Origin of the sequence: Nostoc sp. T09 (genome assembly GCF_002154695.1) — a bacterium.
In the GTDB taxonomy this organism is placed as follows: domain Bacteria; phylum Cyanobacteriota; class Cyanobacteriia; order Cyanobacteriales; family Nostocaceae; genus Aulosira.
On sequence record NZ_MTAV01000083.1, the window covers coordinates 1 to 12,967 of the forward strand.

A 12,967-nucleotide genomic window follows, 5' to 3' on the forward strand; every position below is an offset into this window, starting at 1 on the left:
CACAACTTTAGGCTTGCCACGCCACTACGATTTAAGGTTTACTTTATAAATAACCTCTAAATGCTGATTTTTTCGTAAATTAATGCTCGAGTTCAGTAATTCGTTGAAAAAGATAGCCAGTACCTCTGGCTGTCAAAATTAATTCTGGATTGTCGGGGTCATCTTCTAACTTTCCCCGCAATCGTGAGATATGCACATCCACCACACGAGTATCTGCATGTTGTTCCGCCGTGTAACCCCACACTTGCTGTAAAATTTCTCCACGGGAAAAGGACTTACCTGAATATTTCACTAGTAACTCCAGCAAGCTGAATTCGACACCAGTCAACCGAATTCGCTCATCACCTTTGTAGATTTGTCGCTTATTTGTATCGATTTTGAGATTGCCTACTTGAATCACTCCCAAACTTACAACACCAGCAGCGCTTGTTCTATTACTTCTGCGACGCAGCACTGAGCGAATTCTTGACTCTAACTCCTTGGGAGAAAAAGGCTTCACCATATAATCATCTGCACCTAATTCCAGCCCAGCGATCCGATCTGCTACATCTGCCAAGGCTGTGAGCATAATAATTGGCACATCCGATTCTTTACGTAATTCTTGACACACACCATAGCCATCTAGCTTTGGCATCATCACATCTAAAACTACTAAATCCGGGGCAGATAAGCGAAAAGTTTTCAATGCCTCTTCGCCATCGCTAGCCGTGACGACATCATAACCAATCATGGAAAGGCGCGTCTCTAAAATCCGGCGAATACTTGCTTCGTCGTCTACCACCAGGATTTTTTCTTTATGGCTTTCCAAGTTACTCAATGCCTCTTCACCATGAGAATTTTTAATTATCACTATCATGTTCGAGCCAGTAAATCTTAAAACTCTTTTTGACACATATCTTATTGAGACTTTCACTGGCTGGCGACTGAAGCCGCTATTAAAAAAATAAACTCTGTTGTTTGTTGCCTTCTAATTTAGTTTACAAATCTCAGCATTCACTAAAAAATTATGGCTCTAAAATTTGAGCAATTTGTTCTAGTTCTTGTAGCATTTTGGTGCGATCGCCCAAACCCTTGACACTCCCAGGATGATTGAAAGCTTGGCTGATGTGGGCTAGTGGAGTGATACACTCTCCAGTTTTTTAGCTAATCTCTCTATATTGGCAGCAAAAAAAATGCCCCTTCCAGCTTCGGGTAAGAGCACTTGACTTTATCTAGAAGTAGTTTGAGTAATTTCGTGTAAGGTTGTGTCAGTTACCTGTGTAGTTATATTGGGTATATGCAGATAGCGCTCGCCTCATCTGAGGAGACTGTGGCAAACTACCAGAACCATTACTTTGGCACATTTAACCTATATTACTGATTCTGGCTCAGACTCAAACCACTCAATAAACTAATAATCTGGGTGCTTAGCGATAATTGAAAACTGTATTAATATCTAGTGCAACTTAAAACACTTAGAGCCTGTAGTCAGAAATAAAACGTTGCCTAATTTGATAATCTTTTAAGGCTCCTTGAGGAACAACAGTTCTTCCATCTCTTCTAACAATAGAGATTTGTCCTTTTTGCACAGCCACATACAAATCGCTCTGACTCATGCCTAGACGTTTTGCTGCTTCTGCCAGTGAAATACCTTGCTTAAGCATTAGGGTTACTTTCCTTGCAATCTTAATTAGATTGCTATCTAAGCCAATCCTAACAGGATATTAAGAATTATTAACACATGTAACATGAAGGCTGCTTATATCTATAATAACTATCTGTTATATAGCAGTCCTAAATCATTTGTGAACTTCTTTCCTCCTTTTCTGGGCGAGGGACACTTTCAGGCATCTGTAATGACAGAGTTTAAGGTCTTATCTTCAAAAGTAGCTCTGACTACACACAGCCAAATGTTAATCTCACTAAGAAATTAGTTTTCTTTGAAGTTTTTTACAACGATTGTCATACTCAGCGATACCCCCTTAAGGTTGACATCGAGTATTTTTCATCATTAAGCGTTTCTTTAGGGTAATGCCGGATAAAACTTTTACCCATCATTCGCCTTTCAGTATTGCTCCGAATGTCACGAAGATAAACTCTTGAGGCTGGAGAGGAAAAGAGGAATTTTTGGTAACTCTTAGTACTTTAATAACCTTGATTACGCTTATTTCTTTGCCTCCCCCAGCCCGACTGAGGCAGTGCTGGATAGGTTTATTGGTAAGCTGAGGTTGTAGCAATCTCCGATAACAAGCATTAGTTGCGATCGCTACTCCCACAGTTCAACAGGCAAAATATAGTATAGGGCGGTAATGCAAAAACTCCTTTTTAATGGCAGAGATAGCTTTAGAGCGCAGGCCCTATTTCTTGGTAAGGAGATTAGCCTACACACATTGAAGAATTACGTTCGCTTGGCGACTATGCCGCTAATGGTTACAGTAGGTGAACATGGCTGTGCGGTGCTGCTAGGCTATGGTGCAGTTGTCCTGTTTAACCTTGAGCCTGTGGAAAAGGTAGCCTTCTTGAGTGAACTATCCTCTCAAGTTAGCGAATCTTTTGCTAACCCAGAGACGGAAGAAGTGGAAGTTCAACTCAACATGGCACAGAGTGAGCGAGTCAAGGAAGGAACAATTTTCTTACATGAATTTAGTATTGAACGCTTGCAGATAGTGGCTGATATTCTCGCTAAGAGTGCTGTGCTGTCTCATTATGAAACTAGCTTAGCCACTATATTTGATCAAATTGAACCGTTTGCAGCTAGTCTCCAGGGCGAAAATAGGAGTGAACGCCAAAGTCGGGAATTACTGCGTCAACTTGGGACTACTCTATTAGTTCAACATAAGATAGTGGGTCGAGTAGAGATCATCGATAAGCCGGAGTTGCTCTGGGAATCCCCACAGCTAGAAAATTTATATCTGCGCTTGGAGGATGAATACGAAATCCGTGAGCGTCACAATGCCCTAGAACGCAAACTAGAGCTAATTTCCCAAACCGCACAAACGGTGCTGGAGTTCATGCAGCATAGGAGTAGCCAGCGAGTAGAGTGGTATGTGGTGATTCTGATTGTGGTAGAGATTCTGCTGTCATTGTACGACATCATTTTCAAACGCTAACGGTAAGCAAGTTGGGCAGCTTGCAGTCTAGCAATGGGATAAAATTGTAAAAAAATATTAAGGCTTTCTTTCAATGAGTTGGTTTTTTTCTGGGCTAGGAGTTTTCCTTGCACTACTGGCGGTGGGTATCGCCTTGTATCTAATCAGTGCGAGGCGTTATCAATCATCTAACTCTGTAGCCAATTCCTATGATGAATGGACTGAAGACGGTATTTTAGAGTTTTACTGGGGCGAACATATCCACTTAGGTCATTATGGTTCGCCGCCGCAAAGGAAGGATTTTCTAGCTGCTAAATCTGACTTTGTGCATGAAATGGTGCGTTGGGGTGGTTTAGATAAATTACCCCCTGGTACCACCATCTTAGATGTTGGCTGTGGAATTGGAGGTAGCAGTCGCATTCTGGCGCGGGATTACAGGTTTGCAGTCACAGGTATTACCATCAGTCCCCAACAAGTTCAACGCGCGCAGCAGTTAACTTCTGAGGAACTTGATGTGCAGTTTCTGGTGGATGATGCTATGGCACTTTCTTTTCCAGATGCTAGTTTTGATGTAGTTTGGTCGATTGAAGCCGGACCACATATGCCAGATAAAGCCATTTTTGCCAAAGAGTTAATGCGGGTGTTAAAGCCGGGTGGAGTAATGGTTTTAGCTGACTGGAATCAGAGGGACGATCGCCAAAACCCGCTGAATTTTTGGGAAAAACCGGTAATGCGGCAACTACTAGATCAGTGGTCTCATCCTGCTTTTTCTAGCATTGAAGGCTTTTCCGAGCTTTTGGTAGCGACGGGATTAGTCGAGGGGGAAGTGATGACAGCAGACTGGACGGAACAAACACTTCCTTCTTGGCTAGATTCCATCTGGCAGGGAGTGGCGCGACCAGAGGGATTGGTGCGTTTTGGTCTATCTGGTTTCATTAAATCTCTGCGAGAAGTACCTACCCTGCTACTGATGCGGCTAGCATTCGGCACGGGCCTGTGTCGATTCGGGATGTTCCGTGCCATAAGAGCTAACTCGTGACCCCCGACAAGTCCGCGACTTGAACGATGAAGCATGGGTACTCAAACTGGCTTTGGGTCGCATAGCAGAGAACATCGATATTTTGGGAGTAACCGAAAAAAAGGATTGGCTAAAGATTCAACAAAGTGTTTACCACCTAACTAATGATGCGATCGCTAGCTAAGACTTTCAGCTTTCTGAGGGTGAGTAGTACTGAATATCAGGAGAGGGAGTCACTTTATCTACAATCAAGTTGATTTTCATTCCAGAGGTATAGGTTGCTCCAGAACGGGTAGTCTGTTCAATCAGAATTTCATACTGAACAGGTTGTCCTGCTTGCAGCCAAGAATCGAAGCGATCGCAAATTCCGCATTTTATAGATAGTGATTGAATACTCAACATGGCAGCGAGCAAATTCAATCACTTATTAAAAAGACCAACCTACCGAGCGCTCTGGCAAGCTTGGACTGCTGCTGTTTCGCTTACATCAGTTCTTACATCCTGCATTTCCCATCCTCCAAAACCTTCACTGGGAAAATGACTGCACCTGTTACGAGTGCACACTAATTTTTGCTCGTACATTAGACGCTTCATACAATCAGTTATAGCCTTTGGTGAACCTCCAGCAATGGGATTTTGATTTGCGCCAGGATTCACATTTATATTGATTGTGTTGCTTCCAGGTGCAGGATTATTAAAATTGCTGTTAGGTGTGTTACGACTTAACGCACAAGCATTAATTGCAGTATCTTCACTGATTTCAGTACGTCTAGGGCCAGAAAAACTGGTGTTTCTATAAAGTAATGATTCGACACAGTTTTTAACTGAATTAGCTTGTTCGTTAGTGTTCACACCTGTACAAATGCTTACAGCCATTTGCTCACTTAATTCTGTTCTTTTTAAACCATCAAAACTAGTATTTCTGTAGAGTAAGGATTGAATGCAATTACTTGCTGGTGTATTTGCTAGTGCAGTTTGAACATTGATTATTGATGTGCATGGATAAATAATTGCACAGGATACTAAAAATATTTTTAAGTTTCTCATTGTTAATTTCACTATGTATGCAAGCAAAACAAGTTTATGCCCAAAATAATTGGGTATTGGAAAATGCGATATTCATAGATAATTTACTGGTAGATATCGCATTGAATTATCGGGCTATAGGAAAGGCAGATAGCTCAAAATCGTAGTAACTACTACCATGAAAAAATGCGTTTTCGTATTGAATTAATTAAAAATCATCTCTTACTTTACTAGGATTTCCAAATGTAAATCGGAAGCCACCACCATTAGACGGAACCGCGATCTCAATCCCTCGATAAAATTTCTCGTTGCTATTACAGGTTGTTTTTTGGTATCCATAAAAACCCGCAGAAATTGGTCCACAGAAACCTGTACTGCCTGAGCCACTGTAAACTGTGTTGGGAGTTTTTCCATAAACAAACATACCTCCACGATAACTCAATACGTAAGCACATTTACCAGGTGCAATGTTGTACCATCCTTGTGCAATCCAACCATTTTTTTCAAAGCTGTAGTACATAATTGCAGCAGTCACAGTCTCTTCTCGTACATCACCGTTACAGAGCTTTACAGGCCCATTTCTTTCAGCTGCATAAGCAGTTAATTGTGCAGGTAAGGCAAAACCTATTAACTGTAAGGTTGATGTCAAAGTTAGAATGCTTGCTAATTTAGCAAAGGAATAATTATTACAAGACTTCTTTAAAAGTGATTTTTTCATTGCTTTATTAGTGCTTACTATTACTCAACACTTCAATCTGGATAGCTACTTGAAAGTCATCAACAAACATACCCAACTAACTTATAGATTAATCAAACAAAGAGTTTATATCTGCGTTCAAGAATCTCGCTCCTATGTTTGCATAAACATCTTTATTCACTGGTACGTACACGCTAATTTGCGCTCCTCAAATTCTCTATTTAAATACTCTACTGCCTGGTATAAAGTTTGACGGTCGGAAAAGGTCGGAAAAAAGTCGGATCTTTTGCCCGTTAATGCATCGACCGAGCATGGGCGATGTTTAACAGATACTACGAGACCGATTCATTAATAAACATGAACAATTTTGGTAGGGTGGGTACTACCAGATCTTTCGTTCAAACCCTGATGATAACTAGTGCCTACCTACCTTTTATTGAATACTGAATCGGTGTTCTAGGTAATACTCAAATTGACTCGCACGATCGCATCGTTGAAATCTTTATCCCCACCATTGGCTAAATCCTCAAAGCCAAAGACATTATTTCCTAACAAGCGAATGTGATCTACTTTGTCAGTATTAGCTCCCAAGAATGGGAAGTAAACTGCTGGATTATTATTGGGATTGGTATCCAGTAAAGCATCAGGACTACCATTGGCAATAATAAATGGTGCAAAGATAAAACCTGGTTGTAAAGTTCCACTGTAAGTTGCTGTACCTTGGTTATTAACTGTTAGGTCAATGCCTGCAACCCGCCCACGAATCGCGGCTTCGGCATAACCAGGCTGTCCAGTCAAAATATCGACTGTGCCATCTCCATTAGTATCAATCCCACCATTCTCATCAGTTACTTTATAGAAGCCAATAAAATTATCAAAAGCGGCTTCTCTGTTAACTACAAAATCAGCTTTTACCTCCGTTGTCACCCCGCGTAAATCAATCATTGCTCCTTGGTGGTTTCCTTGGAGATTGGTACCGAGGGGTAGCGGATCGTTTATAGACTGAATTTTGACCACCATATCCTTAAAGTCACTAGTGCTACTACCATCTTTCCAACCAAGGGAGAATTGCTCGGAACCCAAGTCAGTAACTTTTTGCTTTAAGGAGTCTGAAAATACAATGTCTGTGAGTGGGGTGATTCCAGCGCGGACGGCATTAGTTGAGCTATTTTTAACTAAGTAAAACCTTAAGTTATCATCGGGGTTAAATTCCAACATCCGGGTAAAATTGTCGGTATTAAACCCATTGGGAATATTTGAAATAGCTGAGAAAATTACCTGACTTCGCTCTAAAGCTGCTTGAGTGTAACCCAATGTTCCTGGGGCAATACCGTTGATGTTACCAATAGCATCGTCAACAGTAAATACTCCCAGTTCATTAACCAGATTAGAATTTCTGTCTGTTAGCGTGATTTTAAGTTTTGATTTGCCACTACTATTGGAAATTTTGAAGATATCATCGGCAATTTTTGCCAGATTGAAGGTAGGTACGCCGCTATTGTGTTCGACAGCTAAGGCAAATGTGTCAATGGTACTTACACCACTATTATCTTTAGCTCGTACCTCAATGGTCAAATTTCCTTCATCGGCGTTAGTGGGTGTACCGCTGAAGGTGCGAGTATCTGCATTAAATGTTAACCAGCTTGGTAAATTACTGCCGCCGGATAGTGTGGCTGAGTAAGTAAGATTGTCACCAGCATCAACATCAATGAAGGTATTAGCATCAAAAGTAAAGCTGAAAGCTGTATTTTCAGCAGCTATTTGATCGGCGATCGCATTTTGTAGCGTCGGTGCATCATTTACATTGTCTACCTGCAATGCAAAGTTAGCAATGGCTGTTTTATTGGATGTATCAGTTGCCGTCAGTTTGATATTGAGATTACCAACATTCGAGTTAGTTGGTGTACCGCTAAAGGTGCGCGTAGCTGCATTGAAATTTAGCCAACTAGGTAAATTACTGTCATCTTGTAGCGTAGCTGAGTAAGTAAGACTATCATTTGCATCTACATCAATGAAGGTATTAGCATCAAAAGTAAAGCTGAATGCTGTATCCTGTTTGGCTAGTTGAGCGGCGATCGCATTGACAAGGACTGGAGCAGTATTACCTAGGGGAGCATCATCATTGATAATAGTACCTGTAGCAGTAGCAGTGGTAATTGAGGCAGTATTTGATGGATTGGAAAGAGTGACTGTAAAATCTTTTGTAGATTCAACTACCGTATCGCTACTAATATTGATGGTGACTAGCTTGCTAGTTTCATTAGGAGCAAATGTGACTACACCTGAAGGTAAGATACCTCCAAAGTCAGCAGCATCGGCAGGATTGCTTCCACTACCTGTAACTGCATAGTTAAGGGTAGTTGTGCTACTCAGATCCCCACTTCTAGTGATTGTGAACGTAAATGCAAGGAATCCTGAGTTGCCTTCAGCTTTATTGGCATCGGTTGCAGCTATGCTGAATAGCTGAGGTACAACAGTAATCGCTCCACCCGAACCATATTGTGTCAAAGCTGTATAGCTTGTAGAAGTACCAGGTGCCAATTCAAACACATTTCTAAGAGCCAGGGTAATGTCATATCCCGCCCCACTATCTACAAACTGATCTACCGGACTGCTATCACCAGTAATTGCATCATCTAAAGCACTTCCAGCATCAATACGTGACTGAAGCCCAGAGTATGAATCGATTTCATACCTTCCGGGCAACACAGTATTTCCACCTTCAGCAGTAATGCCAACAAAGGTTGAATCTGTCTCAGCATTACCTGATTGATCAGTTTCAAATAAAGTTTCTAGTCCGTTGATTCCAACGGGCAAACGCCCTCCGCCATCGATCAGACTATTATCAAAGTTCAGATCACCGTCAAGGTAGCGAATTAGCTCTAATGAAATTGTGGTGTCTGTTGGATTAGTAATCGTATAGGTTTGAGCCAGTAAGCTACCACTGCGATCGTTATTTCTGAATGTATCAGTGACAACTTGTTGCAGAGTAAAGTTAAGTCCTTGAAACGTAAATGAACTTTGGGCTGAAGTTGTATCACTTTGAGTAAAACCAGTGCTTGAGAGCGCATTGTTAGTTAAACGGGTGCGTGAACCTGAAGAACCGATTCTTGCTGCTAGATAACTTTGGTAAACTGTACTTGCTGGAGTTCCTGTACCCAAAGGATCGTAGACTCCTCCCTGTCCACCAGTTTGAGCAGTTCCAAAGGCACCATAACTATCAACCGTTACCTGAAGATTTCCATCACCAGTAGTTGACTGTAGTAGTATGGGTTCGAGAGTATTGGCCACTGTCAGAGTGAAGATATCACTGGCACTAGCTCCAGCTTTATCAGTAGCAATCACTTTAACGTTCAAGCTACCAATGTTCCCATTGGCTGGAGTACCAGTAAAGGTTTGAGTTGCCGAATCAAAGGTGAGCCAGCCTGGTAAAGGATTACCGTTTTCTAAGGTTGTTGAGTAGGTGAGTGAATCACCAGCATCAACATCAGTAAATGTATTGCCTGGAAGAGTAAAGGTAAACGTTGTATCTTTTAAGGCTGTTTGATCGGCGATCGCATTGTTTAAAGTTGGTGCATCGTTAACGGGGGTGATTGTGAAGCTTTGAGTAGCTGGGGTAGAGCCACCTTTGCCATCGTTGATGGTGTAGGTGAAGGTGACAGTGCCGTTGAAGTTGAGGTTGGGGTTGAAGGTGTAGGTGCCGTCGTTGTTATTACTCAGGGTGCCGTTGGTGGCAGTGAGGTTGATAACGGAAAGGGAGTCACTGTCTGGGTCGCTAAAGCCAACGAGCAGGTTGGAGGTATTGATGATGTAGAAGGTGTCTTCAGTACCACTTGACAGAGTGGACTGAGTGCCAGTCAGCTCAGGAGCATTGTTATCAGCAGGTCCGTTGTTGCCAATGCTGACTTTAGACGAACTGTAAGCCAACACAGGTACACTATCGTCGTCTTGAGCCAGTGCGTAGACGTAGTAATCTCCTGGAGTAATACCTGTCGTGTTCCAGACATAGCTGCCTGAATTATCCGTTTCAGCAATATCCTTAGCAATCAGGGAACCGTCAAAGCCTTCCTGATCAGTGTCGTAGTAGAAGCTGAGCTTGGCTTGAGAGTCAGCGTCAACGGCGTTGTAGTTGATAGTGACAGTCTGATTAGCAGTGTCTTGTGTAAGTGAGGGAATGGCGATCGTTGGTGCATTGGTACCGCCAATGGCAGCAAAGTCTACTGTGCCTAGGTCTCCATTGCTGAGTAACTTCAAGCTCCAGTTTCCGGCAGCAGGTTGCTTAACCGCAATGACTAGACGGGTAGAATCACCGAGGTCTTGGTCAACGAAAATATTGCTTGCGTTTAAGATGTTAGCTGCTGTATAAATCGTGCCATCTGGAGCTTGAAGTTGAAAGTCTGGTGTCCCCACATTATTTACCCAGTCAGCCGACAGGATTATGAAGGGTGTGTAAGCTCCTACACTGTAGACTGCTTGGTTAACTTCGGTGGAGTTGAGATTGAGTTGAGTAGCTGCACCATTGAGTGTGACAGTAACCGTGTCATCTTCTGCTCTAAGAAGTTGGAGCTGCTGAGCACTAAGAGCTTCGCCCCGAATAAGAGATGAGAAGATGGCCCCTTCATCTCCAGGAGAATCTATCGGGTTGACCTGAGCATCGACCCAATGTCCAACTTCTTCGAGTAAAACTCCAGCTATTGTTCCCAAGTCTGCCTGATGCTCAGCCAGAAACTCTTTAGCCAAATAGATTGTTTCGGTTGAGTCTGCATAGGCAGCGTTAGCATTGCTGATATTGCTGGCGGAGACAAGCTCAATCTGCGGGAGATAGCTAAAGTCTCCTGCTAGCCAGGATTGTCGGATTGTAGCCGCTACTTCTTGACTCCAGGTACTTCCAAAAGCAGTATCAAAAGTAGAAGCAAAGGTTGGCGATGCAGAAAGCATCTTAAGATCCGACTGCGCCAATGACAAGGCTTGCTGAGTAATAGTTAAAAAATTAGGTGCATCTAACCTAGAAGATAATGGAGTATCAGTTCCTAAAGTTAAACTAGTTGATGCTTCAGCCGGTAGCGATTCGGCCTCTATTTCTTCAAGCTTCTTGAGTCCAAGTGCCTTAACATCACCATTAAAATACACTTGGATGCCAGCAGGAAAATCAAGTAAGTCAAGAACAAAAGAAACACCAGGTATTTTTCCACCTGCAACAATGTAATCATTGCTGTAATTACTATCATTAGTAAAGTTGAGAGCAACAAGACCCTTGGCAATCTCAACACCTTCAAGATTTAAATCTCTAAAAATCTGATAGTCAGGTATTTTAAGGCTTCCACTTCCCGTCAAAGAAAAGTTTAGATCGGCATCGGCTTGAATACTTGCCTTAGCATTTATTAATCCACTAAGTGCTTGGAAACTGAGTCCTCCATTGAGGTTGTACTGATTCCAGTCAAGGGTGATATCACCCGTACCTTTAACTAGCCCACCTGCAAGCGTGAGTTCACCAGCTGCATCGAGTTTATTCTTGTCAATAGTGCCACTCAGGTCCAGTTCAGCTAGATACCCTGAGAAACTGCCACCCCAAGGTAGTGTAATTGTTGGGATTGATATTAGCGTGTCAGTAATTTTAATGTTGTGTACAGTTGCTGTAATATCAGCCCCTTCATCTGCAAGACCCATAATGCTTGCATCGAGGTTTCTGATTTTCAACGGTATATTAGGAATTTCTGGTAGTTCACCTACTTGAACTCTGACCTCGTTCAGCTCCCAATCCTCACCAACCTTCTGAAAGCCTAACTTGGTATCAATTTCTAAGCCAAAAGGGAATAAAACTTCAGCTTCTCCCGTAACTTTACCTGCTGGCGTGTCTAAGGTAAGAACTGCTTTTCTGAGTTCCCACTTATCAGGAACAATAGCGAGATTTTCAAGGCTTAGCTGGCCGACTGCGTCAACTTTAGCGTCTTGGATCAGAAAATAACTACTCGGTGCAGAGAAGTTAGCAGTAGCCTTTGCATTACGAAGAACCGGAGATGTAACCTCAAAACTACCCTGGATCTTAATTTCTTCTTGAGGTTTATCTTGGTAACTTAGGGTAAGGTCGCCTGTCTTCCCCTGGAGGAGGTTACCAAACTCAAAGTCTACTCCAGGAACCTTCGCTCCTGATAGGCTAATACCACTATCTTGGATTAATAACCAGTTGTCACCACTAACTTCTACAGATACACTGTTAAATTGGTTAGGTAGTTGAATGGCTCCCTGCAAGGCAATTGCATTCTGTCGGAGTTGCAATTTGGTAATGTTAATATCAAGACCAGCCAGTGTTAGTTGAGAATTGTTGTTTGAACTCTCATCAAGTAAGGCTTCTGTTGTCGTTTGCCCAGTAGGAATTGTAAAGTTACCAGTAAACAAAGGTTGAGATAGACCAGCAAGACTAGAATAAACAACCCCCTTTGCTTGGAGATTGGTCTCGTCATACTCTAATCCACCATTTTTTATAGTAATCAGTGGATTAAAAGGAAAAGGAATAGCCTTGTTGATAAAACCGACTTCAACATTACCTGAAACTTGAAAAGAAGTTTCACCAAGCTGTTTATAAATCCCTTTAACTCTTAACGGTTCAGGTTGATAGAACTCAACAATTACATTTGTGGGAAGAGCAGAAATACCACCATTGCCATCATCAGCCCTATAAGTAAAATAGTCTAATCCGCTGACTGTAGGATTAGGAGTATAGGTAAATGAGCTATCAGAATTCTGTGTAAGTTTACCTTCTTTAGGTGCTTGGACTAGCACTGCAGTTAATTTATCATTATCAACATCTTTATCATTTGCTAAAACATCTAATCTATTTTCACTATTAAGGTTGAGAGTAAATTTATCCTCAACCGCTACAGGTAGATCATTAATAGGTTTAACAGTAATGGTTACAGTGGCTGGCGTAGATGCAAGATTTTGGTTGTCTTTAGCAATATATGTAAAGCTATCTTCTCCAGAGAAATCCTTCTTGGGTTGATAAATAAATGAACCGTTAGAGTTTAAAGTAACTGTACCATTTTCAGGTTGACTGACTAAATTTGCTGTTAGTGGTATATTGTTATCTGGATCTTTATCATTAGTAAGAATATTATCTTCTAATTGATTGTCTTCATCTACTGAGAAACTATCCTCAAC

The 12,967-nt window shown here is 41.8% G+C and carries 9 protein-coding genes; 3 read left to right on the plus strand and 6 right to left on the minus strand.

What is annotated here, in order from left to right; translation table 11 throughout:
- Window positions 1–79 precede the first annotated feature (79 nt).
- Window positions 80–808, minus strand: coding sequence for a response regulator transcription factor RpaB (gene rpaB / locus BV372_RS17830; RefSeq protein WP_086687848.1), 729 nt, complete (start codon window positions 806–808; stop codon window positions 80–82).
- A gap of 646 nt (window positions 809–1,454) precedes the next feature.
- The gene (locus BV372_RS17835) at window positions 1,455–1,643 is read right to left on the minus strand and encodes a helix-turn-helix domain-containing protein (protein WP_086687841.1); all 189 of its coding nucleotides are present in this window, start codon (window positions 1,641–1,643) and stop codon (window positions 1,455–1,457) included.
- Between the two features lie 645 nt (window positions 1,644–2,288).
- On the opposite strand from BV372_RS17835, the gene BV372_RS17840 reads away from it, so the two are divergent.
- The 3 genes from BV372_RS17840 (at window position 2,289) to BV372_RS36410 (ending at window position 4,270) form a co-directional block, all read left to right on the plus strand.
- A complete protein-coding gene (locus BV372_RS17840; RefSeq protein ID WP_086687842.1) occupies window positions 2,289–3,089 on the plus strand; it encodes an RMD1 family protein in 801 nt (266 codons plus the stop codon).
- 73 nt (window positions 3,090–3,162) lie between these two features.
- Window positions 3,163–4,107, plus strand: a complete 945-nt coding sequence (locus tag BV372_RS17845) for a methyltransferase domain-containing protein (RefSeq protein WP_086687843.1) — start codon at window positions 3,163–3,165, stop codon at window positions 4,105–4,107.
- Window positions 4,108–4,126: 19 nt separating this feature from the next.
- Window positions 4,127–4,270 carry a hypothetical protein gene (locus BV372_RS36410; protein ID WP_179198134.1) on the plus strand — a complete coding sequence of 48 codons (144 nt, stop codon included), beginning with the start codon at window positions 4,127–4,129 and terminating at the stop codon, window positions 4,268–4,270.
- Between the two features lie 5 nt (window positions 4,271–4,275).
- Here the strand turns inward: BV372_RS36410 and BV372_RS17850 are convergent, their stop codons facing one another.
- From BV372_RS17850 to BV372_RS17865, 4 genes are all read right to left on the minus strand, one after another.
- Window positions 4,276–4,488 carry a hypothetical protein gene (locus BV372_RS17850; RefSeq protein WP_086687844.1) on the minus strand — a complete coding sequence of 71 codons (213 nt, stop codon included), beginning with the start codon at window positions 4,486–4,488 and terminating at the stop codon, window positions 4,276–4,278.
- 39 nt (window positions 4,489–4,527) lie between these two features.
- Entirely contained in the window at window positions 4,528–4,962 is a 435-nt protein-coding gene (locus BV372_RS17855; RefSeq protein WP_143845171.1) for a hypothetical protein, read from the minus strand.
- 358 nt (window positions 4,963–5,320) lie between these two features.
- The gene (locus BV372_RS17860; RefSeq protein WP_086687846.1) at window positions 5,321–5,830 is read right to left on the minus strand and encodes a DUF1036 domain-containing protein; all 510 of its coding nucleotides are present in this window, start codon (window positions 5,828–5,830) and stop codon (window positions 5,321–5,323) included.
- Window positions 5,831–6,265: 435 nt separating this feature from the next.
- The coding region (locus BV372_RS17865) for a putative Ig domain-containing protein (protein WP_086687847.1) at window positions 6,266–12,967 on the minus strand (6,702 nt) is incomplete at its 5' end.